The sequence below is a fragment of the Paenibacillus lutrae genome, assembly GCF_009757775.1.
Classification (GTDB): domain Bacteria; phylum Bacillota; class Bacilli; order Paenibacillales; family NBRC-103111; genus Paenibacillus_F; species Paenibacillus_F lutrae.
In genome coordinates this window covers 139,302-166,280 of the sequence record NZ_RHLK01000010.1, presented here as the reverse complement: position 1 = coordinate 166,280, position 26,979 = coordinate 139,302, and the positions used below count along the sequence as shown (strand labels likewise).

Genomic DNA, 26,979 nt, shown 5'->3' with positions numbered 1-26,979 from the left:
CCACCTGGCTTTGGAGAACCGGTGGCTCAAAACAGAAACTTACTGCATTTTTGAGTTTTTTATTTCTCCAAACAAGACAAACTCCTGAGTTCCATTCGGAACAAAGGAGTTTGTCTGCAATCTGAGATGATCCTTATTCATAGGGATCATCTTTTTCGTTGTCCGAGAAAAGCAATGATTCGCCGGTTCACCTCTTCCGGTTGTTCCAGCGGAAGTCCGTGACCCGCATAACGAGCTTTCTTTAATACCCGCTTCCCCTGTTATGCTTCTTTAAGGAGAAGTGTCAATGTCGATTGTAAGTAAATGGATTTAACCGTACGGTACAGATTGGTTATTGCAAGCCTTCCTGCCTTGATATTCATGTGTTCCTAGCTTAAGCTGGATATACCCTACTGGTAAATAATTGAAATATTTAAGGAGGCCTGATATCGTATGACACTTTACTACTATATCGCTGCTGATCATGAACTCCCTACCGGCTCCTTCGGAATGAAGAAAACGACTATGAAGCTCATAGATGCTCTCAAATTAGGTCCGCCTCAAAAGGACGTAACCCCCATTCATTCCATAGTGGACCTGTCACATTTGTATGAAGAAGAGACCGATGTATATGAAACGGAAGAGGATGCTGCCGGACTCTATGTGAGCGGACCGTTACAAAGCCAGCATACAGCAGCGTATTTTCAGCATCCGTTTGTTTACCAGATTGATCCGGACGGAGGGTCTTTTTGTATCAGCAAGCAATCCCGCAAACACTCGCCCACTGCCTATCTGACCGGTAGAAAATGTTTAACACAGCTTTTCTCTTATATTCACAATAATCTGGGTACAGGAGGATTTGTTGAACTCTATGCCGCCTGGGCGCATGGAATGGACAGATTCTCAGAGCCCCCGGATAGGTCACTTGATTTCACGCTGGACCTGAATACTTTTGAGCTCGGAGATGAATTTGAGTGGAAGGAACGACAGTATATCATGGTGAAAAAATAACCCGGCTACTCAGAAGTCGGCAAACGCAGAAGCCTCGCTCTCTTCGCACAAACGAAATCTAAAATTTATAAACATGACATAAAAATACAACGGCTCAAATATACGGAATCAAAATCTAAAAAAAGTTGGTTTATATAAATAATCGTTGCTTGTCATCATAGAAGAATAGGGAAGAAACCTATAATATGATGGTATAAATGTAAATTTATAGTTCAGATGGCATGCATCTTAGAACGATTGAATAGGCGTTTCTTTTTACACAAGCTTGTGAGGAGGTGGTTGTGCCAGCTTCTGCCGAAAGGGCTTCGCTCCACAAAATAACCAATAAAGGATGAGATGAATGAAAAGAAGAACACTCGGGATTTTATTTATTTGCCTGGCCCTATTTGCTATACTTCCGATCACCTCCGCTTCTGCAGTCAGCAACGCTCAGATCAGCGGCCAGGGAGAACTCGTAATTACCGCATCTTTCCAAGGATCAACAGCAGATATATGGGTAACCAACCAGAACAGTCAAGTTGTCTACTCAAGAGCATTTGGAAGCTACGGCGGCACCGGAACGATACATGCATCCATACCTAACCTGCCGAGTGGTACTTATACAATCTCCATAGGCGGACCCCAGCTGTCCATCAGTAATTTGCAATACTATTTCAAATAATCCGCTTGCCTGGATATAGGTCTTGGACTCGGATGACCAAAAGTAAGCCTTTACGGCTTACTTTTTTTTGTCCTCATCTATCCTTAATTAGTTGGTGCACATCTTTACATAATCTTCTCATGCCCCTTACTTAACGTTAACAAACCCTTGCTATAGTCAAGGATAGTAACATACATAGGAATAGAATTTTACTAAAGAGGGGAAGCAGACAGGATGAAGAAAAAATGGCTTATTACCGCTTCAGCAGCACTAACGCTTGTGGGAGGAACGGCGAATGTCTTTGCGGCGGGTGTGACTGGGACGACTGCAGAGGCAATCACGTACACGAATAACGGTAAAACAGTTTCCCCCTCCACTCCTGGGGTCAACATTGACGGACATCTGTTCCTCCCGGTGAGAGCGCTTAGTGAAGCACTGGGCAAATACGTGGATTGGGACCCGTTCCGCAGCCGCGTATCCCTGACGGACAAGCCCGAACTTACCGGCAAATATACGCTTGCGGCACCTGACTTGGCAGAAGGAATCAAGATAGGCATCGGTTCCTCTCTCACCCATTTGCCCGGCGACCCGGATCATATCTTCTATTCAACCGCAGACCGCGGTCCAAACGGTGAAATTGAAGTGAATGGATCGACTGTACGTACTTTTCCGCTGGTCGATTATACACCGACGATCTATAAAATTGAATTGAAAGACGGGCAAGTCAACATCCTCGAAGAGATACCGCTGAAGGTGAACGGTACAAATCCGTTAACGGGCGATGCAGGCATTACCGGTCTTCCGAATATCAAAGGACGGGACGAAGTCCCTTATGATGCTGCTCTAAAGCAAGAGCTTGCCTACGATCCCTATGGTCTTGATATCGAAGGGATCGCTTACAATCCGAAGGACGACACGTTCTGGCTTTCCGATGAGTACGGTCCTTCCCTCGTCCATGTGAAACGTGACGGGACAGTGATGGAACGTATCGTACCGAAGGGCTGGGCGGATCAGGTGGAGGCTCCGCTCGTACCGGCACGTGAAACGCTGCCGGCGGTCTACAATAAGCTTCGCCAGAACCGCGGTGCGGAAGCGGTAGGGATTACACCGGATGGCAAGTACATGTTCATGGCGATGCAGAGCCCGCTCCGCAGCCCCGGCAAGGAAACCGATAACTCACGGCAGCTGCGTCTCATCAAGTTTGATCTGACTACACTGGAGCCCGTCGCTGAATACGTTTATATGACGGAAGATGCCAAATCCTACAAGGGATTAAAGCAAGCCGACATTGTGATTTCCGACCTTGTAGTCGTGAATGAGAACACACTCCTCGTTGACGAGCGCGACAAAAACGCAGGCGATAAGTCAGAGCTGAAAAGTATTTTTTCGATAGATCTCTCTAATGCGACGAATATCCTGGGAAAATATGACGACAGCCAAGCTGGAAAAACGCTGGAGCAAATGACCATTCAGGATTTGGAAAAACATCATATTCTGCCTCCAGCCAAACAGACTATCCTGGATCTGGTCGCTTTTAAATACCCTTATGAGAAAGTAGAAGGATTATCTTTGGTTGACGGCAATAAACTTGTCATTGTCAACGATAATGATTTTGGCGTAGGCAGCACTTCCCCGGAGAACGGAACAGAGCTATGGACGTTTAAACTGCCGTATACCCTCCAATAATTACCCGCAACCTGACTAACCCGGCCAGACCAATCGGTCCCGCCGGGTTTTTGCAATACCATAGGCAAATGATTAAGTACACAGTCTTGCGGATTCCGGGACTCGTGCATTCTTTTCAGAGTCACACGACCCGATACAAAATGCGGCCTGACTCCTCTGTCTTCCGCTTAGTAAAAATATACCTTGACCCTCCCCTATAGGGGAGGATTTAATCTAGAGATAGAAAAGAATTACTTAGGAGGAGAAAGATGTACCTTGTAGGTGAACTGTCAGCCAAAACAGGCGTTACCATTAAAACGCTGCATTACTATGAACGGCTGGGCCTGCTGCATCCGGCCAGACAACCCGATTCCGGTTACCGGATCTATGACAGCTCTGATATTTTGAAGCTTCAGGAAATATTCGTTTTAAAAGAAATGGGTTTCTCTTTGTCCGCCATAAAGGATATTTTCAATCAGAATAACCGGAATTCCACAAGTGAGACCCGAGAGGACATCTGGAAAGAAGCGATCATTTCCCAAATCGGCTCGCTCCGGGATGAGCAGCGCAGGCTTTTTCGAATCGAACAGCTTCTGCAAGGTTCTCTGTACTCCATAGAAGTGAATGACGAGGTCCGGCTCGAAGAAATGCTGTACTTTATTAAGGAAATCCAGACTATAGAGCCCGAGAATAAAAATAAATGGCGCGCTCAGTTCTTTACGCCCGAGGAGATCGCAAAGCTCCCCTCCGATGACCTGGATGATCCCCTGATCCAAGAATGGACCCGGCTCCTCAAGAAAATCCGGGAGCATGTCCATGAGCCGGAGGACTCTGCCCGATCGCAAGAGCTCGCTAAAGAAATTCTGAACCTCGCGGATCAGTTATTCCAAGGTGATGAGGCGTTAACGGAAAAGTACTGGGAGACGATGCGACCTGCTGCGGGAGAACAGCCTCGGCTCTATGGAATGGATGTAGAAATGATGGCTTATGTAGATAAAATTGTAGATTATTATCTCCAGTTTACAGAGGAAGGAGGTAGCAGCTGATGGAAACAGTTAAGTCCCGAGGAATCGGATTCAGTTTCATATACCATTTGCTGATCTTTGCCTTGGCCCATGTACTGCTTGTATTCATCGTTGGGGTGGTACCTGCCTCTGACTTAACCAACGGTTCTTATCTGGACCATCTATCCAGACATTTTTGGAACCGAGGAGTTGACATCTATTTGAATGATCCGGTTAACAAAATGAGCCAGGTGTGGAAGACGGTTCTTCTTATTCATGGTGTGATCGATTTGTCATACCTCCTATTCCCCGGCAGAAAAAATAAAGTCAAGACGACAAATAAACACGTACAAGAAAATAACGTGTCCGGAGTGGAGCGTATACAGGAGGTGCCGCCTGCTGCTGTACTCGTCAAAAAACCGGAAAAGCCGCCTATCAGTACCCGGCGGGGCTGGACCTACGTTCTTGCAGGCGGAGGACTGGAAATTGTATGGGCGTCCAGCTTCAAGTACGATTATGTCCCTTCTATCTTCGTTCTTGCCGCTTTATTACTTAGCTTTGATTTATTGATCCGGGCTGTTAAAGTTATACCGATCGGCACTGTATACGGTGTGTTTACCGGTATTGGAACGGTAGGTCTGGTCATTATGGAAGCGGTGATGGAAGGTTATATCCGTCCCTTGAAAGTCGGAATCATTCTGCTCCTGCTGGTATTTATCATCCTGTTGAAACTGACAAGCGGCAGAAAGGAGACTAGCTGATGGCGTGGGGGTTATTAATTTTTGCCGGAATGATGGAGATTATCGGAGTGATTGGGATTAAGCGTGTGTCAGAGAACAATAATCTGTCCAATAATCTGATCCTGATCGGGGGTTTCATCATCAGCTTCACTTTACTGTCTGAAGCTATGAAATCCATTGACTTGTCTACCGCCTATGCAGTATGGACGGGAATCGGTACGGTCGGTGCGGCAATTATTGGGATACTCCTCTACAAGGAGTCCAAAAGTCCGCTTCGCTTATTTTGTATAGCAGGTGTAGTCTGCTGCGTAACGGGGTTGAAATTACTCGGTTAGGTTCACATCTCCTCATCCGCCTGGCTGCCTTAGACCGGAATTGAGTATTCACCTGAATAACCAAGCCGACCCGTTTTCTGCAGGTCGGCTTAATGACCTTCGTATAACTTGCGGTCCGGCGGGAGTTCTCACACTTCGCTTTCTACGAACTCGCGTACCCTTTTTAACACTGCGTCCTTATCTATGAGTTCCTTCTTATTCATCTTCCGTTCAACCAATTCCACCATACCCTGCTCAGCATCTCGACCGATTATGATTCTCACAGGCAGCCCCATTAAATCGGAGTCTTTGAATTTCACGCCCGGACGTTCATCCCTGTCGTCGATCAGCACTTCAAACCCTTGAGCAAGAAGCTCGCTGTACAATTCCATCGCCGTCTGCATTTGAAAGCCGCTTTTCACAGAAATCGGAATTAAATGGACACAATAAGGGGCAACGGCAGCTGGCCATAGGATTCCATGCTCATCATGATTCTGTTCAATCACCGCAGAGAGTATCCGTGAAACTCCAATGCCGTAGCATCCCATTAGCATTGTTTGTACTTGCCCGTCCGGATTTAAGAAAGTGGCCCCTAATCTTGCGCTGTATTTCGTCCCCAGCTTAAACACATGACCGATCTCGATCCCCCGGTAAATATTCAGCCTTCCTTTCTCACAACGCGAACATGAATCACCTTCAACTATATTGCGGAAGTCCCCTACGTGCTTAAGTTCGAGATCTCGGGCCGGATAAACATGCCGGTAATGGTAATCCTGTTCGTTGGCGCCGGCTACCCCATCCGTCATACGGGCCACTTCCTCATCTATCAAGACCGGTACCGTTAAACCAAGAGGTCCGATGGAACCTGGAGCTGCTCCGGTTAATCTTGCTGCTGCTGCCGGATCGGCTATTGCAAGGTTCTCCACACCCAAATAATTCTTAACCTTAATTTCATTGATATCACGATCCCCTCGAACTGCTACGGCAACGGCTTTATTGTCCGCAATAAAAATAAGCGTTTTGATAATCGCAGCAGGATCGATATGCAGGGCTTGAACAAGTTGATCAATCGTACGAAGATTTGGCGTGTGAAACTTCTCTGCTGTGCCGGCATCCGCCCGTTGGTCAGCTTCTATGAACGCAGGGACAGCTGCCTGCGCTTTCTCAAGATTCGCAGCATAGTCACACTGGCTGCAAACTGCGATTGCGTCCTCGCCAATGTCAGCCAGTGCCATGAACTCATGGGTTCCGCCTTCGCCCCCTATTGCACCGGAATCCGCTTCGACCGCCCGGAAATTAAGACCACAGCGGGCGAATATCCGGTTATACGCACGGTACATGTTCCAGTAGGATTGATCGAGCCCTTCCCAGTCGGTATCGAAGGAATAGGCGTCTTTCATCAGAAACTCCCGGCTCCGCAGCAAGCCGAAACGAGGGCGCCGTTCATCACGGAATTTCGTTTGAATCTGATACAGGGTAACAGGCAGCCTGCGGTAAGAATTGATCTCATCTCTGACCAGAGATGTGATGACTTCTTCGTGAGTAGGACCTAGTGCAAACTCTCGTTCATGCCGGTCATGCAGCCGTATTAACTCGGGGCCATACACGGAATAACGTCCCGACTCTTGCCACAGTTCGGCGGGCTGCATGGCGGGCATCAGCAGTTCTTGGGCACCGGCCCGCTCCATTTCTTCCCTTATGATATGCTCGACTTTCTGCAGCACTCTTCTTCCGAGCGGCAGGTACGTATACACCCCGGCAGCCAGCTGCCGGATCAAACCAGCGCGCAGCATGAGCTGATGGCTAATCACTTCAGCATCGGCAGGCGATTCCCGCATCGTGGATAGGAATAATTGACTTTGTCGCATTCGTTCAGCCTCCTTTATTTATGGAGCACAATAACAAAAAGACACATCCGTCAGGGACGAATGTGTCGTGGTACCACCCTAATTTGACCGCAGCTTACTAACGCAGGCGATCCTCATTCTGATAACGGCAGATGCCGGTAACGGATGCTGACTCCGCTACAGCTCTCAAGGCGGGAAATCGTTCACTCGCTGCGAGAAACCTTTCAGCCCATGGGTTTCTTCTCTGTACGGCGATTATAGAACTCGTTGACCTTGGTCCTAGCAATTCCTGAATATGATAATTTCCATTACCTTACATGAATTCGCTTCGGCAGTCAAGCTCTATTTAGAAAGAGGCAGCATGATTCAAATGATTATCCCTGCAGATTTGGTTAATCAAATCCTGTATGGCTTCTTTCTCCGCATCATGAATTCCATCCAGCGCTTTTATAATATTCTCAATAATTGTGGTGTTGCGGCTCACAAAAAATTTCAGCAGCATATTACGGAGTGTGAAGACTTCCTTCTCAATCTTGATAAATGCTTCCAACGAGGTAACTTCCTCGCCCAAATACCCCAGTTCTTGCAGATACCGGATTCTTGCAATCATCATTTTCTTATGCTCCCACAAAATATGCATCTGCCGCACATCCAGATTAATTTGATCCTGGAGCAGCAAGGAGAAATAATCTTTCAAGGCTTTATACACGTTCATGCCGTAGAACCCGGGCTCCGGATTCAAATACAATTTGAGTCTGTCCCCCGTATTGACGCCGTGCAGATAATCCGCCATCATATCGACCATGAGCTCCAGATCCAGATCATATTTACCAAGCTTCATGTCATATTTGAAACTGTCGTATTCATCCGGGGAGACTTTGCGCATCAAGCTGATATAATCTTGCCTGGTGTCACTGAAGTAGGCCTGTTCGAAGACCTCATAACTGATCTCGCGCATTGAAAATAGCCGGTTATCATCGAAAATCGCAATATTGTACGTGCGTTTATCAAGATTATAACCGTACACAAGAATATCATGCGTAAAATGATACTCTTGATAACTGATTGAATTCGGAATATAAAAGTCATTCACATAAGAGAAAAAGTAAAAACCCCGATCGATGTGGTCTTTAAGAAAAGCGTGAATGTCTACCCCTAACCGGGCCAATGTGCCTTTATCCGTCCGGTTGTATTCCAGCCAGGGCACATTGCCGAAAATAATCAGCAGATCCGGATTAAAGTCCAGCCTATACTCCTTGATATCGATATAGTGCTGTGAAATATACAGCTGAATGTAATTGTTATATATCCACGGCTTGCATTCCTCGTAATTTTGAAGAATGCCAAGAACGTAAGCATGTCCCAGAAATCCGTATACTTGCGGTGCCGTAAGAGGCAATATTTGCTCCTGAATGGAGCTGTTCGTTTCAGAAGCGTCAGTGCCCGGCTGTACCATTGCTATTCCTCCTAGCGTCCATCCTGCTTCCTAGAACGATTCCTTGTCGGCAAACATTCTCGTACACCGGTTGCATACCATCAAATTGCTTGTTTTCAAGTAGTTTCTGAACTTGACTGCACGTTCGCCTTCCCACATTTCCTGGAAAGAATTCTCATAAATATTCCCATATTTATAATCGGGGAAATCTACACATGGATAAACTTCGCCGTTACGACGAATAACCATTTCATGCCAAGGAGCTACGCATTTTGTACGGCCAAATACATTGTCAATGTCTGTGTAATAATCATGAATATCGACAAAACTGGAAGTATCGATTCCTTCCGACTGCCAGATCTCTTCCAGATCGCTCTTCAAAATCGCCGTATCGAAGTCGGTATCGATTGTTTCTTCCACAAAGCCCTGCCATGCCGGGGATACGTCGCAATCCAGATGTTCTTTCATCTGCGCTGCATAGGCGAGGCCTCTTTCCTGTGATGTGAACAGCAGCGGTGCGAAGTTAACCGAGAGGTCTCTGCGTTTCATCCAAGGGTTCTTCGAGTCATGAAGGACGACATTCGCATCTTTAAAACGTTCACGCAAAGCTCCCATGAAATCTTTAATGCTCCGGTAATTGTATTTGGAAAGCACCATCGTGATGTTGATAAAAGGGAACATTTTGTTGCGTTTGCGCTTCTCTTCAATTAGTGCGTCGATATTTTCACAGATCGTCTTGAAGCTGCCTTTACCGCGAATAGAATCGTGGAATTCCTCCGGCCCGTCAATCGAAATGTTTAAGGCTACAATATTCTCCATAATAAATTGAACTTTGTTCTTAATCAGCGAGCCGTTCGTCAATAGATAGATGTTCGCTTTTTTGCTGCGCAGATGTTCGACCAGCTCTGTAAAATGCTTGTACAGCATCGGTTCTCCGCCCGTAATAATAACGCCGAGATTTTTATTAACAGCTGTCACATCATCCAGAAAGCTCTTCAGCACATTAATATCGAGCTGCTCACGGATAGCGCGCTGAGGCTCCTTGAGGGCCCATCCGGTTTCGCCCCAAATGTGGCAAAAGCTGCAGCGGTAATTACACAGCTCGGAAGGAAACAGAGTCAATTGTTTAATTTCCGGCTTCAAATCTTGCACATGATCTAAAAGTGAAACGCCACTTCCTGCTTTAGTTAACATTGTGGGTGTTCCCCGCTTTCCTGAATTGGATTATTCGTTGCTGGAACTGGAAATGTAATTCATAATCGTGTTCACCGTCATAAAATTCCGGAAATCGAGATCCTCATCCTTCCAAGTCACGCCAAACTCCATTTCGGTTGCAATCACGAGTTTAATAAACGTCATGGAGTTTACCCCCAGGACCGACAAATCATCATCCGGACCCAGTTGATCCAGTTCTTCAGCATTACCGAGATTCTCTTTAAGCAGGTTAATGATTCTTTCCTTCAATTCGTCTTTTGTTTCGATAGTCATTATTATTCCTCCTATACAGTGGTTTTCTCTCTATATGGTTCAAGCTTTGAGAGCAAATGTGTGGTAAATTCGGCCTCGTCTTCAGCGAGCTCGCGTACTTTCTCATGGATCGCTTGAAGCGATTGGAGCTGGTAGACCGGAAGATACATATACCTGACAATTCCTTTTCTGACGAGATCCCATTTACTCAAAAGCCGTTGAAGAAGCAGCAGAACTTCATCTTCATCAGGGAACAGCAGGGACAAGCGGTAGTTTTCCACATGTTTTGTATTGATAACCTGATTAACGAAATCAACAAGATGTTGTATATGTTCTTTCATTAAATCTTCGGATGAAATGATGTACTGAAAGTCGTCCCCAAACCGCTTAAGCACGTTCAAGCTCTCACTCAGCTTATTCCGGTTGGACAGCATGTTCTGAGCAAAACGGCTCAATAAGGCCGGCGCTGCGTTAACAGTCAACTCGTTACCGGCTGATTCTTCAGGTATCATCGTATCGAAGACATAGTGAGTCGCACTGTGATCCTGATGCAGATAATGATCCGTAAACCCTTGACAAGCTTTCTCCATATCCCCGAAGGAGAGCGTACATTTCTTATACGACAGGTTCTCCCGCCGATCATGTTCAATAATATGAAAAAGCTGCTCTTCCTCGTCATAACCGTATACCAGCAAGGTGTGATCCAAATGCTGTGTAAGATAAGCGTCTTTCCGTATGGATTCGTAATAAGAATCCACCCATACGACAACCGGTTTGCCCTGAGATACGCTTGCGATAATTTCTTTGCGAATATCTGTGTTATCCGACCTCGTATCCACTTGAAGCATCAGCTGTGCGAATACTTCCTCAATAGCATGAACAGATACGTACTCGACTGTATACCGCATCTGATCCCCGCCCTGCTCACCCGTAAATAGAATCATATCGTTGAGCAAGAAAGGCAGAACGCTCCGGTTAAAATGCCGAACGACGGGAAACATGGAGTTATACAGACAATTCCGGTAGAAAATATCATTAAACGGCTCCATATCCGGCAAAATTTTAACGGCTGACGGGAGTGGATCAGACGCAGCCACATCCCGACTATTGCCGGCAAGCTGTTCAGTCTCATTAGTCGCAGTAACCGGATCCGGCTTAATTTCAACTTGTGAATCCAGTCCCGTCCCTAACCCCATCAGGTGTGCGGCAGCTTCTTTAATTGTGCGGTAAGCGTACATATCGTTCGAATTAAACGCTATGCCGGCTCCTTCCAAGTCAACCTCCATCTTGATGGCTAAGATCGAATTGCCGCCCAGTTCAAAAAAATCATCGTAAATATCTATTTCTTGAATTCCCAGCAGTTGTCCCCATACAAGAGCCAGCTTCTTCTCCATCGGGGAATACCGTTCATCCTGCCTTCCTTTTAGAAGGATCTGCGGAGCGGATTCTGCTGCATCTGCTCGGTTCTGACCGTCCTCTTTCCTGGCGGGACTCAGAGGAAGCGCTTCTGCAGCAACATCTTGTCCGAACTCGATCCAACACCTCTTATTCTGAAACGGATAATACGGGAGGCGTGCTTTTTTGCCGATACCGCTGCTGTAAACAAGCTCCCAGTTCACATCCGCGCCCTGCACATAGTACCTGCCTAACTGATCTAATTGACTCCTTATCGGAGGCTGCTCCATGAATCGCGAGGTCAGTTCACCGGCTTCCCCGGTGTATCTTCGCAGCTCATCCGCAGTCAGCTCTCCGGCCATTCTGTCATCCCGCTGCGCGTTTACCAGACGATGCTCTCCATAAGGCATTCCATACGAATTACACTTCTCCAAGCCTTCATCGGCGGCTCTCTGAAGTTGTCGAATCAACTCTTCTTTGCTCCGGGCTATTACCGCCAGTCTGAAGCAGTAGTGGCCTCTTCCCGTATTGGCGGTATAGCAAATATCGTGTAAGCTTGCCTGGTTATCCGGAAGATCTTTCAGATACATACGGATTAACTCTTCAAGCGCAGCTTTGCTTTTGGCCGACAGCGCCACAATTTCTTCACCGGCGACTGATGCTTCCGCTTGGCTTTCTACAATCGGCGCTTCTTCCAGAATCACATGGCAATTCGTCCCGCTGAAGCCAAAGGAACTGACTCCGCATCTTCTCGGAAACCCGTCCGTATTCCATTCTTCCGCTCTATCGCTGACATAAACCGGTGAGTGCTCAAACGGAATATTCCGGTTTGGTTTCGTGAAGTGGATCGTCGGGGGCAATTGTTTATTCTTGAGTGCCGCAATAGCTTTAGCAAGTCCGGCGACACCCGAAGCCGCATCCAGATGGCCGACATTCGTTTTCACTGAACCCAGAGCGCAAAACTGCTTTTTATCCGTATAATGCCGAAAAGCTCTGCGAATCCCGTCCACTTCAATCGGGTCACCCAACCTTGTACCGGTTCCATGCGCCTCAATATAGGTGATCGTTTCCGGATCAATACCGGCAGCCTCCCATGCTTGGATCAGCAGCTTTTCCTGGGAGGCTGCACTCGGAGCCGTAATTCCCACGGAAGTTCCGTCCTGGTTGATCGCGCTGCCTTTAATCACCGCGTGAATCGGATCGTGATCCCTCATTGCTTGATCCAGCGGTTTGAGCAGCAGGGCCACGGTACCCTCACCCCACACTGTACCGTCTGAGCTGTCATCGAACGTGCTCGTCCGGTGGTTGGATGACTCGATGCCCATTTCAAAAACACCATCGACCGGCATCAGGCAGACTTTGACCCCGCCTGCGATGGCCATGTCGCATTCATTGTTTTTCAAAGCCGTACAGGCCAGATGCACCGCGACCAGAGAAGATGAGCAGGCCGTATCCACCAGAAAGGCAGGGCCTTTCAAATCAAGCAGGTACGAGATCCGGCTTGCGATAATGGAAGGTGTATTCCCTACACTGGCCATATCGACATGCGACGGCTGGTTTTTGGTGATGTATTGCCCATATACCGGCCAGTCGGCATATCCCAGATAAACTCCGGTCCGGCTGCCTGTGAGCCGCTTCCCTCCATATCCGGCATCTTCAATAGCTTCCCAGGCGGTTTGCAGAAACAGCCTCTGGTTGGGGTCCATCAAAGATGCTTCCTTCGGCGATAACTGGAAGAATCCGTAATCGAATCCGTCTACTTCATTCAGATAGCCTCCGTAACTGTACTGAATATCTTCCTCCTGCAAACCGGTGAAGTTAGTTATAAACCTCTTCGAGTCCCGCTGCCTTGCGGCGGGAAATTGCCTTATCGAATCACGCTTATTCTTGATATGATCCCAATACTGTTCCAGGTTGTCCGCATCCGGCATTCTCATGGAAAGACCGATGATGGCGATATCCCCTGCCTTCTTCTTCTCTTGCTGCTTGAGGGTCCATAGCAGCTCGACCCCGGTTTCTTTATCCAACTTGCCGGAAGCAACATTCTCTAAGATCAATCGTGCTATCTTATCCATTCGCCACCTCCAGGCAGTGGTATTTGTCCAGAGCTTCATCAATCGAGAGATCTTGATTACCGAGATGATCGAATATTCTCAACATCTCTTGTTTGAATGCATTTTCCGAGGAAGGCAAGGCGCTTTCCTCCGGCAAAGCGGCATCACTAAGATGCTCCGCCATCTTCGCAATAGTCGGATAGGAGAACAAATCAGCTATCGTTGTCCTGCCCGGAAACTGCTCTTCGATGAGGGCATGGACTTTCGTAATGAGAATGGAGTCTCCTCCGATTTCGAAAAAATTCGCCTGGACATCCAGTTCATCGTAACCAAGCACTTGTTTCCAGGCTTGAGCTACTTTCTGCTCGGCTTCCGTATATCGGCTGTCTGCCTTCCCTTTCAGGCGAATCGCGATGTTCTCTTTTAATTTTCCCGCTGCCGCTGCTTTTGGCGCTGTCTTCCCATCCGGTTGAAGGGAAGGCGCCAGCCGGAACGGCAGCATTTCTCCTAACGCATAAAGATCGCTTTGGTGATTGAGTAATCCTGCGAATATATGTGTGATCTTATGATTCAGCGAGCGGTGGAATGCCTTTACTCCCTGCTTTACGGGAAGAACATGGAACAATTCCTTCTCTTCCTGTACCGGTTCCCCTTCAGCCAATCCTGTGTTGTTCCAGGCCGGCCAGCTTATTGTGAGCGTCCGTTTACCCAGGCCTGCTCTGTAAGACGCGAAACCTTCCAAATAGGCATTGCCTGCCGTATAAGGCCCGGAGCCCATGCCGCCCATTAGAGTAATAGCAGAGGCGAACATCACGAAAAATTCCAGCTGATCTTGTTCAGTCAATCGGTCCAGCAGCCAGGTTCCCTGTATTTTTGAAGCAATGATTTGTCTGAATTCATCCTCGGTCAGATTCCCCAGAAGATTCCCTTCGCCGATACCGGCTGCATGGATGACACCTCGGATGTGCCCGTGTTTATCTCGCAGTAGATCGAGGGCAGCCCGCATTTGCGCTTCATTGGCTGTGTCCGCCTGAATGATATCCACCTGCGAGCCCATCCGTTCGATTTCCAGGACTGCGCGCAGAGCTCTGCTTTGCTTGCTGTTGCTATTGCTGCCGCGTAAAAGCCCGTCCCACTCAGACCTAGGCGGCAGACCGGTCCGGTTTATCATCGCGAGATGAACCTTCTCCTGCGACGCCAGATGTCTGGCGATATGCAGTCCGATTCCGCCCAAGCCCCCGGTAATGAGATAGACTCCATCGGACTTTAAAACAACCGGGCTTGATTCAACAGTTTCCATATGCAGCGTATCGATTCTTTCGACATACCGTACACCATGGCGATAAGCGATTTTGTATTCCTTGGTACCGCAGTGCAGTTCTGTCCAGATCGTCTCTGCAACATCTTCAGTAGGATCGACATCTATACTGCGGACTTTAAGATTGGGAGATTCCCACCGGACGACCTTACCTAAGCCGATTAAAGCGGAATGCTCAGGAATCACTTTATCCTGCTCCGAAATAACTTCATCTGCCCTTTCTGTGACGATCACTATGTCGACTTGCTCTGAAGCCCGAATTTGAATTAAGGCTTGCACGAGGAAAAACATGCTGTACACACTGTGATTCAAACGATGCTCCAAATCATTCCGCGAATTTCCGCCATCCGGTGAAGATAAGGAAAGAAGATGAACAATCCGGTCAATCGGTTTGCCGCTAAGGTCCTCGAGCAATCGTTCGTAATCCGCCTGTTTCCCACCGATGACGAAGGAGGAATCGCTGCGCTTCTCATAACCGTCACCCAGCCCGACTTCAAAGACTTGCGAGCCCGCTGCTCTTAGTTTCTGCACCAGCCCGGAGCTGATTCCGTTATGGTCGTTGAAGATCAGATAGCGCCCTGGCTTGTGCGCAGGGATAAGATCCTGGAGCGGCTGCTTCATCCAGATCGTTTGGTGATACAAATTATCGGCATCCGCCTCGTTGTCTTCACTCATAAGTTCAGGAAGATCCAGCCAGCACCGGTGTTTATCAAAAGGATACGTCGGAAGACTGATCCGTTTTCTCTTCTCCTGCCTGTACAACCGGTCCCACTCTATGGCCGCTCCTTGAATGTAAAGGCTGCAAAGTTCGCGCAGGACAGCTGCGTTCTGTTTTCCTGAATCCAAAAACTTAAACAGTTCGGCTTCTGCTGTTATATTCATTTCCTTTTGCCGGTTTGCGTCCGATACACGTCTGACATTATCATTCACCCGGTCTGCATCGACAAAGCGATTCCCTGGTAAAAATTCCGCTTGTTCCTGCAGTCCGGCGTGTGGGCTTTCTTCCAGCAAACGAATCAATTCCTGGACGTCTTCCACAGCAAAAGCTAACCGGTAAGGATAGTGACCTCGTCCTGTGCAGACGGTATAACAGAGATCGCCGAGAGCAAGAGACGGATGATTTTTCAGAAACGTTATATAGCTGTGGATGAGGCTTTGCAGTGCGGATTCCGTTTTGGCGGAGAGTACGAACAGCTCAGGTCTTGCAGCCACTCCGGCAAATTGCGCGGGATTCCCTGCAGGCGCTTCCTCCAGCACAAGATGACAATTCGTGCCGCTTAATCCAAAGGAACTGACTCCGCACCTTCTCGGATCCGCTTCGCTCTCCCATTTCTCCAGCCGGTTGTTCACATAAATAGGCGACTCTTCGAATGCGATTTTACTGTTCGGCTTCTCAAAATGCAGCGTAGGGACGAGTTCCTTGTGCTTAAGAGACAAGACGGCCTTCAGCATCCCGGCTATACCGGCTGTATTATCTAAATGGCCGATATTGCTTTTAACGGAACCGACAGCACAAAATTGCTTGTCGTCCGTGTATCTGCGGAAAGCTCTCTGAATTCCCTCGATTTCAATCGGATCTCCCAGCTTGGTCCCCGTTCCGTGTGCTTCTATATAAGATATCGTTCTGGGATCAATGCCCGCTCTTTTCCACGCTTCTACAATGACAGCCTCCTGCGCTTTCGCATTCGGAGCCGTAATGCCAACGGAACTGCCATCCTGATTGACTGCGCTGGATTTGATAACAGCATAGACGTGATCACGGTCCTCCTGTGCCTTTGACAGAGGCTTCAGCAGCATCGCAACGACACCTTCGCCTGTTCCTGTACCATCGGAGTCATCGTCGAACGTCCTTGCACGGGAGGTTGACGACTCGATTCCTACCTCAAATTCCCGGACCGGTATGAGGTGGACTTGTATCCCGCCGGCCAAAGCCAAATCGCACTCTCCGTTGCGTATGGCCTGGCAGGCCAAATGCACCGCCACAAGCGAAGAAGAACAAGTCGTATCCACCACCATACTCGGACCATTCAGGTCCATCAAATAAGACAACCGGCTGGCGATGATCGGCCGCACATTCCCGGGCATAGAGAGTGAAACGGATTCGGGTTCCACTTCATGAATCATCTTCTTATAATCCGAATCGGAGCCATATCCCAAGTAAACTCCCGTTCGGCTTCCTTCGAGCTTAGAACCGCCATATCCCGCATCCTCAATCGCGTTCCAAGCCGTCTGCAGGAACAATCTCTGGTTCGGATCCAGCAAGCTGGCCTCTTTGGGAGACAACTTAAAGAATGTGTAATCAAACTTGTCGATCTCATCGAGATAAGCCGCTTCACCATAAGTGATCTGATCAGGGTCCAGCCCGACGAACTCCAAATAACGGTCTGCATCCTGCTTCCGTACAGACGGAATGTCTCTTACGCAATCAAGGCCCGTTCTCAAATTATGCCAGAATTCCTCTGGAGTCTCGGCTAGAGGCAGCTTAAGTGAAATACCGATAATCGCAATATCTTGCTCGGAGATTTCTTCTATAGCTATCTCACTGAAGTCATTCGAATCTCCCAAAGTCATATCGCCTAACTTAATCGAGCGAAAGTCCATTCAGTCCACCTCCCGATGTAATAGCTTAACCTTCGTTTTAAGCGCCAATATGAGCAAATTCAGGGAATAAGGAGATCGTACGGGTATCTTTCAGAATGACTTGAAATCTTTCCTTTTGCTCGGTTGCCGGAACCTTCTTGGTGTCCAGAATAAGCTTCAATAGATCGAGAGCTTCTTTCATTTGACTGAGCGTAGGACTTCCTGTCTCAGCCTGGACATCCAATTGTTCTTGGAGAAGTTGAATTTTACGGTACGGCTCAAGAACTCCACGTTCGTATTCAGTTTGATCCCAGTTGCGATTGCGGGTGCAGACGGCAGTCGTAAGACACTTAGTCACGACATTATTCACTTTGTCCTTGCGCCGCTGTTCAACGATTTCCGCAGCCATATCTTCGCGGATTATATCCAGCTGTCCGGGTTTGTCGAGCGGATAACAAGCCACCGATTGGACGTTCAGCTTCATTAAATTAGTGAGAATGTTCCTCGCTCCGAGTTCGATCGCGACCGATACGCCTTTCTGATGCACATAATGCATGGATCGATCCCATTTAACGGGGGCAGTCATCTGAGCGGTTAAGTTAGCGATAACCTGTTCCGGGCTATCGTATGGCATGCCGGTGACATTGGAGATAACAGGCCACTTGAACGCATGATATGAATAGTTCTGTAACTCTTCTCCGAATTTGACAGCTGCCGTTTTCATTAATGGACTGTGAAATGGAGCGCTGACTTTAAGAAAGGATACCCGTGCCCCTTGTTCTTCCAAGCGTGCAGCCGCTCTTGCCACGGCCTCCCGATGTCCGGAGATAACAATTTGCTCAGGAGAATTATAGTTGGATACTACAACCATTTGATCCCGATTCCATGCAGATGCCGAACTGCATTCTTCTTCAATCCTTTCTTTGCTGATGCCAATGACAGCGCACATCGATCCCGTACCTTCAGCAGCAGCTTCCTGCATATACAGCCCTCTTTGCCGTACAATGCGAAGAGCATCCGGGAACGTAATTACGCCCGCACAAGTTAACGCCGAGAATTCACCCAGACTGTGGCCCGCAGAATAAGCAGGCTCTACTCCTACTTCCTGCATATACACCCGGTAAGCCGCAACACTAACCGTTAATAAAGCAGGCTGTGCATTCTCGGTTAAAGTAAGATTATCCTGATTTCCTTCAAAAATAAGCTTCTTTAAATCAAATGTAAGAATGTCATTGGCCTCTTCGAAAACAGCTCTTGCCTCGGGGAAGCTGTTGTACCATTCTTTGCCCATACCAACATACTGGGAACCTTGCCCTGGAAAAACATGTACCAGCTTTCTCATGACCCTTCTCCTCTCATGACATTACATGACTTTTGGTCAGTTGCTGAATCAGATCAAGATAACCTTTGATGAACATATTCATGGCTTCCTTTTTGATCCTCTTGTCATTGAATTTGCAGGTAACGGCTAGCGGCTGCTCATTGGGGTCTTCATCAAAGCTTAGCGCTATATCGTAAATCTCAAGGAAGGCGGCATCCACGGATACGTCTGAATTATTAGATACAAACGGTAAAATCGCATGTTTCTCTTTGGACAAATGGATCATACCCGTATCTTTCAGGGCGTATGTCTGTTCAATCTCATGAATTCTTTTCTTATGAACAACCGTAAACAATTGCTCAAAATTGTTCATTTCAGCTAAATCTATCTGGAGAGGTACCACCTTTTCCCCGTTAGTTTGAAGACATTGGACAATGGCTGTCTTCTCCCCGTTTAATTCAGACAAAAGATAGATCATCATCGCCAAAAGCAAATCGAATTCTTCTACCCGGTTATCTCGGGCGATTAGGCGGAGCTTCTCCCGGATAGCCAGCGGCAGATGAAAACGCATGACGCCTGCTCCGCTTGCCTGCATGTTCCGCTCAAAGTAACTCTCAGGCAGCGCCTGGTACTGGACGAATACTGACTCATTCAGCTTCCGATCTTTCTGATCAATCCACTGGGCAAGCTTGTGTATCGATGTATGGGAGAAAAGATCTACAATTTGAGTCCCCCAACTGTATTCCTTTTCCAGTTTGGCATGCATTTGCATAAGAAGAATCGAGTTGCCGCCGATATCAAAAAAGTTGTCGTGAAGCCCGACGTTGTTCACTTTTAGAACGTCCTTCCAGACGCTGCGAATTTTATCTTCTGTATCGTTTGCAGTGCTCTCTTCTTCCCACCCGTTGTCTAATGGATGATTGCACTGCATCAATACCTTTTTATCTACTTTTCCATTCATCGTCTTCGGAATAGCATCGATCCGGTAGAACAAGGAAGGAATCATGTAATGCGGCAGACGCTCAGACAGGTAGTTTCGCACTTCACTGGCGGCTAGCTCTCTGCTCGTTTTCATATAAGCCGCAAGACATTTCGACCCATTGGCATCATCCACCGGCAGTACGACGGCCTCTTCTATCTCAGCATGTGTCTGAAGACCATGCTCGACTTCACCCGGTTCGATCCGAAATCCGCGGATTTTGATTTGTTCGTCATTTCTTCCGGCAAACTGGATATTACCATCGGGCAGCCATTTCCCGACATCGCCCGTCCGGTACATCCGGCCGCCTGGAAGGTAGGGACTCGCTGCAAATTTCCGAGCGGTCAGATCCGGCTGGTTCAAATATCCGCGAGCCACTCCGTTACCGCCTATGCAGATTTCCCCGGGTATTCCAATCGGCAGCAGATTATCGTTCACGTCCAGAATATAAACCTGATAATTGAAAATCGGCCTGCCGATGGGTATATTCTTGGCTAGCGAGCTGGTGCATCTATAATAAGTAGCGCAGACGGTTGCTTCGGTTGGGCCATACGTATTGTAGATCTTTGCCCGCTTGATAAGCTCCGATGTATATTCAGGTTTCAGAATATCGCCGCCACTGATATAGGTATGGACGCTATTCATACCCGGTTGTTTGTTCAGCTCATTCAGCAAAAGCGGAGAACAAGAGACCATCGTGACTTGATGAGCCTGCATCAATTGATTCAGTCTGCGAATGTCCATGACATCCATTCTAGTGGCAATGACTATGCCGCCTCCGGCAGCCAGAACCGGGTATACCTCTTCAATGAATACATCAAACGAACAGGACGCCTGCTGCAAAAACACATCACGACTGCTCAACCGGAATTCTCGTTGAAACGCTTGTACGTAAGCCAGCAGGTTGCGGTGCTCAACGACAACTCCTTTGGGATTGCCGGTTGAGCCGGATGTGTAAATAATATAGGCCGCATGCTCCGGCGAATTCAGGTTTTCCAGATTAGCGGGATTACAGGTATTGATTTCTTCACTATCTGCAAGTATAATCCGGCCTTCAAACGAGACAGCATCGGCCAAACCTGCCTGAATAAGCAAGACTTCGGCTTGACTATCCTGCAGGATATACTCGATTCTTCCTTGCGAGTATTCATGATCAATAGGAACATAGGCGCCGCCTGCTTTCATAACGGCCAGCACAGCAACTATAAAGGCGTCGGATCGTTCCATAACAATGGCTACAAGTTGATCAGGCTGTACGCCTTGATGTCTTAAATATCTTGCAAGCCGGTTGGACCGCTCGTTAATCTCCCGGTAAGTGCAGCTTGCTCCGTTAAAGGTAACAGCCGTTTGATCAGGCGTTAGTTCGGCCTGTCTTTCAAACAATCTGTGCATCAATTCGGAAGGTGCAGATGCGGGGGATGAATTAAATTCAGTTAAGATCTGATTCTGCTCCTCAGGTGTCAGGACCACAATATCACGCAGCCGCATGTCGGACTGACTGATCATTTGTTTCAAGATTCTCTTGAAATGTCCCGCCATCCTCTCCACCGTACAGCTAGAGAACAGTGCCGGGTCATAGGAGAAATCCAATTCCAGCGGCCCGGACGTCTGAACGCCTAATGTCAACCCGTAATGCGTTGTTTCATGCATTTGGTAATGCATCAGCTTCAGAGCTTCATCACCTTGGATGCTGCTGTCAAGCGGATAATTCTCCAGCACCACAATCGAATTAAACAGAGGTTCGTGATTACCGAGACCGCTATAACTTCCTATATCCTGCAGCGGCGTGTTCTCGAATTCCTCCCGCTTTTGCAGCTGCCCGTTGACATTCCTTAGAACATCTTGGACCCTCCCATCCGGTTCGGATTGAAATCGCAGAGGGATCGTATTAATGAACATTCCGACCATATTCTCAATAGCTTGGATATGGGGAACTCTACCCGAAACAGTAGTGCCGAACATTACATCATCCGATTGGTTGTATTTACTGAGCAGGACTCCCCACGTCGTGTAGATCAAGGATGCTAGTGTAAGCTCGTGACGGCTTACAAAACGGGATATATCTTCGGTCTCAGACTCCGTTAAAACGGAAATAAATTTGCCCGCAGCTGACGGGTCCGATAAGTTCCTGTTTTCTTGGGACTCAGGCAATGATGTCCGTTCTTCCAGACCGTGCAGGTATTCTTTCCAGAATAACTCCTGCGGGGCTTTATCTTGCGTACTTTGCCATTTAATAAACTGTTTGAATTTGGACTTCTCAGGAACAATGGGATCATTGCCGGATGCCAACGCCCGATAAGCATCTAAGAATTCTTTCAGCAGAATCCCGTTGCTCCATCCATCGAACAAAATATGATGCCAGGTTAAAATCATGTCACAAGTCGAAGAACCCAGCTTACACAAGGTAATTCGGAAAGGCTCCCTTTCCAGATCGGGTAACAGCTGCCTACCTTTGTCTTTGATCGCTTGTGCAAGTTTCTTGCTCTCTTCCGGAGTGCAGTGCGAAAAATCATGCTCGACGACCATAATTTCATGGCTTTTCAACACAATTTGAACGGGACGTTCAAGTTTGACCCAGCGATACACCGTTCTCAGCATTTCATTATTGTGAATCACGGTATCCCATGCTTTTTGAAATGTACGCGAACACAAGTCGCCGGCAATTGTCACCGAAAGCTGCTGGACGTAATACCCTTTGTCTTGACTGCTCACGTGGTGAAACAGCATTCCTTCCTGCGTTGGGGTTAAAGCCAAGATATCCTCGACATTTGATTTGTCAATTTTATGTGATTGTTCTTGCCTCATGCTTCTCCCGTCCTTTTATCCGTTTCTGATTGCAGCAGTCGGCAGGTTAGCGGCTAAATGGTTGCATAGTGCATGTCTTGCGCCGGAGGCTGTGAATCACTTTGTACCATTTTTCCCATCTCCATCTTGATCACACGATCCGCCAAATGGAAGAAGCGATCATCATGCGTAATGGCAATGACACATTTTCCCCGATTTTTCAATTCAGGCAGCAGCGTATAATAGAAGAATGCACGATATTCCGGGTCCTGATCCGCAGCCCACTCATCAAAGAGATAGACCGGACGGTCCTCCAGATAACTGACAAGAAGTGCAAGTCTCTTTCGCTGTCCTGTCGAAAGCTTGATGGACTGGAAAACACCGTCTTGGATTTGAACCTTATCCTCTAAGTGCAGCACCTTCAGAAAATGCTCAATATCGTTCTGTTTAGACTTGTAGTCGATTCCATACATTTTCTCGAATAAATGAAAATCACTGAATATGGCGGAATACTGCTGGCCTAACTGTGCGGCGCTAATCTTCTCACCATTGATGAGAATTTCTCCCTGAGCCGGAACATAGAGTCCGGTAATCAGTTTAGCCAGGGTGGATTTACCGCTGCCGTTACCGCCTGTAATGAAGATGATTTCTCCGGTACGGAAAGCATAGTTGAAAGGCCCTACCGCAAAACTCTCTCCATCTTTGGTGCTGTAATGATACTGAACGGACTTCAGCTCGAGCTCTATAGATTTGGAAGCAATCGGCCGTATCTCTGCCGCCGCCTGCTGCTGGTCTCTCAACGAATCAAGCTCTTTGGAAAGGGTCTGGAGCCGGTTCCAACTGATCCGAACTCTGAATATATTCGGAATCGTACCTAGAATCCCGTGAACGGGACCGGTCATATACAGCAAGATAAACACATAGCTCCGAAGTGCATCGACCTTTAATTCACTAAAGAGAAGCGGAAACAGAAATGCAACGGCTCCAATAACGAAAGTAAACAATAACTCACCGAAAACGTTGACATTGGCAAATTTCAAATCGCCTTGAATCCGTTTATCCCGGTAAGTATTGCAGCTGTCTTGCATATCTTCCTGAAAATCTTGCCGTTTGCCGCGGTGCATGCTGAGTTCTTTAAACCCTTTCAGGAGATCATTAATAAATTTAAAAAAGATATTTTGAATATCCCGCGTCTGCTCCCAGAGCTTGTTGGCTTGAAGACCGATAACATAGTGAAGGCCGGCCGCCAGGGCAATTACGAGAATCGCGATCAGCATACCGTAAAAACTAATAATTCCCATATAGACAAAGCAGCAAATGAGCGTAACGAAGCTGGTAGCACCCGTAATCACAATATTAGAAAAATCACTTATCGTTTCCGTATCATTGTTCAGTGAGGCTTGAATGGTCCCGTCTTCTAATCCCTCTATTTTCTCGTAAGAGGTGTCAAGAATCTTCTCCAGCAATTCGGTTCTCTTATCGTACACCATATTGTTGGCAACCCGGACAAGCTTCGTCCTTACCAGCCTCTGACCAAATACATACACGGCAATCCCGAGTACAAAATAGAGCAGCAGCCCGCTTTGGAATGTCTCGATATCCCGGTTTAACGTCTCGTTTACGATAAAAATGACGACAGCATTTCCGAAACCGCTCGCTATGCTCAGCAGCGTAAGAACAAATAACGATCTGTCGTCGGACCTTGGGAACAAATTGGTAAGAATGAAGTAAAGACTGAAACAAAATACGGTCACGATCAAGGAAAGAACGGCTAAGATCAGGGTTTGCGGTGCCCAGACTTTAACGAAATCCCAGTTCAGTTCCCAATAAATAACGTCTGGTATCCGGTAGAGGCAGTAAATGAAAGCTGCCATAAAACAGCTGAAGATGAACAGGCTTAAACCTACCGAGAAGACACTGCCTTGGAAAACACGTTCTTTCCTGATCATCTGTCTAACCACATTCCCGGTAAACCATAGAATAAGCAGCATGACAGGTATTGTAATAAAAAGAACAGCCGAAGCGGTATTGTCGATGCTCTTATACATGTCACTAATTGGCTCAGGCAATTTCTTGTCATGGATGAGATTCATAATCCCCTGCGCAATCGTTTGCGTGTATGGGGAGTTAAGATTGGTCAAGACAGCGACACCCATGTTGTCCTGTGGACGAAGCACAATATGGGAAGAAAAGTTAGGGTTAGCCCCTGCATGCGAGACCTGGCCTGTTCCACTCTGATAAATACTCCAGCCTGCCGCATAAGAGCCTCCGTCAAAATCCGGAGCTACTGATCGATCAGGTTCATGGGATTTCCCTATTAAAGAAGCCATTGAAGGTGCCGCCGAACTTGGCCCCAGCTGAATTTTCAGCCATTTGGCCATATCTACCGCATTTGTAATGTAATAGCCTGCAGGCGTATTGCCTCTATACATAGGTGCATCATAGACAGCAGGCCTTAACAGATTGAACTTGTAGCCTTTGGACATAAGCTCTTGAGGAGCTTCTTCCCTGAAGACGAAGGTCTGATTCAGACCCAAGGGCTTCAGTACGTTTTCTTTTACATATTGTTCGTATGTCTGGCCCGAAACTTTCTGAATGATCAGACCGAGCACATCGTAGTTAATCGTTGCATACAAGTATTTTTCACCGGGTTTATGATCCAGTTCCTGCCCGGTCAAGACTCTAACCGTATCTTCGAGTGCCTCTTCACCTTCAGCGATTGGAATATCGCCGATGGTTTTGAAAGGAACCCCGCTGGTATGATGAAGAAACTGGTTTAATGTAATCTCAGCAGGCTGTTTCTCAAAATTCATCGTGAACCAAGGAAGATATTTAGTTACAGGATCATTCAAATTCAGAAGCCCTTTCTCTTCAAGCTGCAGCACGGCCAGAGCCGTAAATGCTTTACTTGTCGACCCGAGCTCAAACAATGTCTCCGGTGTGACCGGCACATCGTTCTTTACATCCGCATAACCGAAACTTTTCTGATAAACCGTTTCACTGCCGTCTACAATGACAACAGATAAGCCGGGTATATCTGACTTCTTCCAATTTTTCTCGATATAACTCTCAATTTCTTTTTCTTTCGCTGTAATCTCTTCACCAGCAGCAATCGCCGGGCTCAGCGGTAGTAGAAGATTAATGACCATGGCAAATAACAAGAAATACCAACTATAACGTCTCATGAGCAACCCTCTGCTTAACAAATTTTAAAATTCCATCAACCGCATAGTCCAAACCGCCCGTCGCTTCAAACGATTGCTGAATCCTGCAGCAATTATCACGATAGGACGGTGTCGTCAGCACCTGTTCGACTGCTTCTTTAAGGTCGGCTGCGCTTACTTCTGCCTGACGGAGATAGATTCCCGCTCCCGCCTTCTCAACCATTAACGCTCCCATATATTCATCAAATACTTGAGGCATAACAACCAAAGGAACATGATTGCATAACCCTTCGTAAATGCTGTTGGCACCGCCGTGGCTAATGAATACATCCGTACGTTTCAGAATTTCGAGCTGCGGGACATACGGCCGAACGATAAAATTATCGGGAATTTCGCCTAATTCCTTCAGATTGATTTTATTGCCCGCAGACAAGATAACCTGATGCTCCTTGCTTGCGAATGCTTCTAAACAGGTTTTATAAATTTCTTCCAGTTCGTTGTATATCGTACCGAAAGCGATATAAATTAACGGCCTGCCATCCAGCTGTTCGTAAGGAAATTCAACTGATTCTTTGCGTGAATATAAAGAATACCCGGCAAACAAATGACTTTCATCGAAAGCATCGGCATAGATCTGAAATTCCCGGGAAGTAAATAGAATATTCAAAGCTTCCTTACTGCAAAATATATCGTTAATGACATTAACATTCTGCAGTCCGTGCTTGATAGAAATCATTCTAGATAACTTATCGAGCAGCTTCCTGTACATGTCATGCTGCCCTTTGTATTTTTTATAAATAGGATCGTCCGCAGCTCTAAGTACATATTCCATAAAAAAATCCGGATCAAGATCTGCCATTTCATCGATAAATGGAAAATTCGCAAAGACCGAAATGCCCGGAATGTCCATTCTTTCGGCAAATTGCTTCCCCCACAGGGAAAAGGCATCATGAATGATATAGTCCGGCTGCCACTGTTTAACTTCTTCTTGAAGAGCTTCTACAATGATATGACTTTTGTTCACGATAAAATCAGCAAAGACCATAAAGGTATCGATACCCGATCCATCATTTGTTCCAAATCCAAGCAGTCCTTTGTAACTTCGAAAAGTCGCGCCGGTTTGTTCAATTTTGTCTTGAAACGCATCGCTGCAGTAGTAGACAACTTCTTCTCCGCGTTCGATCAACTTATGAATTAATCCGAGTGTCGGATTAACATGTCCATGCAAGTCAACACCGAAAAATATGACTTTAGCCATCAGGTCCCCCCAGCATTCATTTCG

16 protein-coding genes are annotated in these 26,979 nt (G+C 47.1%); 6 read left to right on the top strand and 10 right to left on the bottom strand.

Annotated features, from left to right (window positions below; translation table 11 throughout):
• Positions 1–432 precede the first annotated feature (432 nt).
• The 6 genes from EDM21_RS17115 (at position 433) to EDM21_RS17090 (ending at position 5,374) form a co-directional block, all read left to right on the top strand.
• The gene (locus EDM21_RS17115) at positions 433–990 is read left to right on the top strand and encodes a hypothetical protein (RefSeq protein ID WP_157337407.1); all 558 of its coding nucleotides are present in this window, start codon (positions 433–435) and stop codon (positions 988–990) included.
• A 340-nt stretch (positions 991–1,330) separates the two neighbouring features.
• Entirely contained in the window at positions 1,331–1,651 is a 321-nt protein-coding gene (locus EDM21_RS17110; RefSeq protein WP_157337405.1) for a hypothetical protein, read from the top strand.
• 213 nt (positions 1,652–1,864) lie between these two features.
• On the top strand, positions 1,865–3,316 hold the full coding sequence (locus tag EDM21_RS17105) for an esterase-like activity of phytase family protein (RefSeq protein ID WP_157337403.1): 1,452 nt from the start codon (positions 1,865–1,867) through the stop codon (positions 3,314–3,316).
• A gap of 248 nt (positions 3,317–3,564) precedes the next feature.
• Positions 3,565–4,341, top strand: a complete 777-nt coding sequence (locus EDM21_RS17100; protein ID WP_157337401.1) for a MerR family transcriptional regulator — start codon at positions 3,565–3,567, stop codon at positions 4,339–4,341.
• Positions 4,341–5,060, top strand: coding sequence for a DMT family transporter (locus EDM21_RS17095; protein WP_235918243.1), 720 nt, complete (start codon positions 4,341–4,343; stop codon positions 5,058–5,060). The genes EDM21_RS17100 and EDM21_RS17095 overlap by 1 nt, the downstream gene beginning before the upstream one ends.
• The gene (locus tag EDM21_RS17090) at positions 5,060–5,374 is read left to right on the top strand and encodes a DMT family transporter (protein WP_157337399.1); all 315 of its coding nucleotides are present in this window, start codon (positions 5,060–5,062) and stop codon (positions 5,372–5,374) included. The genes EDM21_RS17095 and EDM21_RS17090 overlap by 1 nt, the downstream gene beginning before the upstream one ends.
• A gap of 128 nt (positions 5,375–5,502) precedes the next feature.
• Here the strand turns inward: EDM21_RS17090 and EDM21_RS17085 are convergent, their stop codons facing one another.
• From EDM21_RS17085 to EDM21_RS17040, 10 genes are all read right to left on the bottom strand, one after another.
• On the bottom strand, positions 5,503–7,221 hold the full coding sequence (locus EDM21_RS17085) for a proline--tRNA ligase (protein WP_157337397.1): 1,719 nt from the start codon (positions 7,219–7,221) through the stop codon (positions 5,503–5,505).
• 325 nt (positions 7,222–7,546) lie between these two features.
• Complete coding sequence (locus EDM21_RS17080; RefSeq protein WP_157337395.1) at positions 7,547–8,656, bottom strand: hypothetical protein; 1,110 nt, start codon at positions 8,654–8,656, stop codon at positions 7,547–7,549.
• Positions 8,657–8,686: 30 nt separating this feature from the next.
• Entirely contained in the window at positions 8,687–9,829 is a 1,143-nt protein-coding gene (locus EDM21_RS17075; protein WP_157337393.1) for a radical SAM/SPASM domain-containing protein, read from the bottom strand.
• Between the two features lie 30 nt (positions 9,830–9,859).
• Entirely contained in the window at positions 9,860–10,123 is a 264-nt protein-coding gene (locus tag EDM21_RS17070; protein WP_157337392.1) for an acyl carrier protein, read from the bottom strand.
• An 11-nt stretch (positions 10,124–10,134) separates the two neighbouring features.
• Entirely contained in the window at positions 10,135–13,572 is a 3,438-nt protein-coding gene (locus EDM21_RS17065; protein WP_166542066.1) for a beta-ketoacyl synthase N-terminal-like domain-containing protein, read from the bottom strand.
• Positions 13,565–17,470, bottom strand: coding sequence for a type I polyketide synthase (locus EDM21_RS17060; RefSeq protein WP_157337388.1), 3,906 nt, complete (start codon positions 17,468–17,470; stop codon positions 13,565–13,567). Before EDM21_RS17060 ends, EDM21_RS17065 begins: the two co-directional genes overlap by 8 nt.
• Positions 17,471–17,507: 37 nt before the next feature.
• The gene (gene fabD / locus EDM21_RS17055; RefSeq protein WP_157337386.1) at positions 17,508–18,791 is read right to left on the bottom strand and encodes an ACP S-malonyltransferase; all 1,284 of its coding nucleotides are present in this window, start codon (positions 18,789–18,791) and stop codon (positions 17,508–17,510) included.
• 13 nt (positions 18,792–18,804) lie between these two features.
• A complete protein-coding gene (locus EDM21_RS17050) occupies positions 18,805–22,554 on the bottom strand; it encodes a non-ribosomal peptide synthetase (protein ID WP_157337384.1) in 3,750 nt (1,249 codons plus the stop codon).
• 53 nt (positions 22,555–22,607) lie between these two features.
• Positions 22,608–25,718 carry a cyclic peptide export ABC transporter gene (locus tag EDM21_RS17045; protein ID WP_157337382.1) on the bottom strand — a complete coding sequence of 1,037 codons (3,111 nt, stop codon included), beginning with the start codon at positions 25,716–25,718 and terminating at the stop codon, positions 22,608–22,610.
• Positions 25,705–26,955 (bottom strand): macrolide family glycosyltransferase, encoded by a 1,251-nt coding sequence (locus EDM21_RS17040; RefSeq protein ID WP_157337380.1) that lies wholly within the window; start codon positions 26,953–26,955, stop codon positions 25,705–25,707. Before EDM21_RS17040 ends, EDM21_RS17045 begins: the two co-directional genes overlap by 14 nt.
• Positions 26,956–26,979 lie beyond the last annotated feature (24 nt).

Excerpts from the sequence above, each read along its gene's own strand:
- EDM21_RS17110 (WP_157337405.1), top strand. The coding sequence starts at position 1,331 with ATGAAAAGAAGAACACTCGGGATTTTATTTATTTGCCTGGCCCTATTT.
- EDM21_RS17045 (WP_157337382.1), bottom strand. The coding sequence starts at position 25,718 with ATGAGACGTTATAGTTGGTATTTCTTGTTATTTGCCATGGTCATTAAT.
- EDM21_RS17115 (WP_157337407.1), top strand. The coding sequence starts at position 433 with ATGACACTTTACTACTATATCGCTGCTGATCATGAACTCCCTACCGGC.
- EDM21_RS17050 (WP_157337384.1), bottom strand. The coding sequence starts at position 22,554 with ATGAGGCAAGAACAATCACATAAAATTGACAAATCAAATGTCGAGGAT.
- EDM21_RS17100 (WP_157337401.1), top strand. The coding sequence starts at position 3,565 with ATGTACCTTGTAGGTGAACTGTCAGCCAAAACAGGCGTTACCATTAAA.
- EDM21_RS17105 (WP_157337403.1), top strand. The coding sequence starts at position 1,865 with ATGAAGAAAAAATGGCTTATTACCGCTTCAGCAGCACTAACGCTTGTG.
- EDM21_RS17075 (WP_157337393.1), bottom strand. The coding sequence starts at position 9,829 with ATGTTAACTAAAGCAGGAAGTGGCGTTTCACTTTTAGATCATGTGCAA.
- EDM21_RS17085 (WP_157337397.1), bottom strand. The coding sequence starts at position 7,221 with ATGCGACAAAGTCAATTATTCCTATCCACGATGCGGGAATCGCCTGCC.
- EDM21_RS17095 (WP_235918243.1), top strand. The coding sequence starts at position 4,341 with ATGGAAACAGTTAAGTCCCGAGGAATCGGATTCAGTTTCATATACCAT.
- fabD (WP_157337386.1), bottom strand. The coding sequence starts at position 18,791 with ATGAGAAAGCTGGTACATGTTTTTCCAGGGCAAGGTTCCCAGTATGTT.
- EDM21_RS17070 (WP_157337392.1), bottom strand. The coding sequence starts at position 10,123 with ATGACTATCGAAACAAAAGACGAATTGAAGGAAAGAATCATTAACCTG.
- EDM21_RS17080 (WP_157337395.1), bottom strand. The coding sequence starts at position 8,656 with ATGGTACAGCCGGGCACTGACGCTTCTGAAACGAACAGCTCCATTCAG.
- EDM21_RS17065 (WP_166542066.1), bottom strand. The coding sequence starts at position 13,572 with ATGGATAAGATAGCACGATTGATCTTAGAGAATGTTGCTTCCGGCAAG.
- EDM21_RS17040 (WP_157337380.1), bottom strand. The coding sequence starts at position 26,955 with ATGGCTAAAGTCATATTTTTCGGTGTTGACTTGCATGGACATGTTAAT.
- EDM21_RS17090 (WP_157337399.1), top strand. The coding sequence starts at position 5,060 with ATGGCGTGGGGGTTATTAATTTTTGCCGGAATGATGGAGATTATCGGA.
- EDM21_RS17060 (WP_157337388.1), bottom strand. The coding sequence starts at position 17,470 with ATGGACTTTCGCTCGATTAAGTTAGGCGATATGACTTTGGGAGATTCG.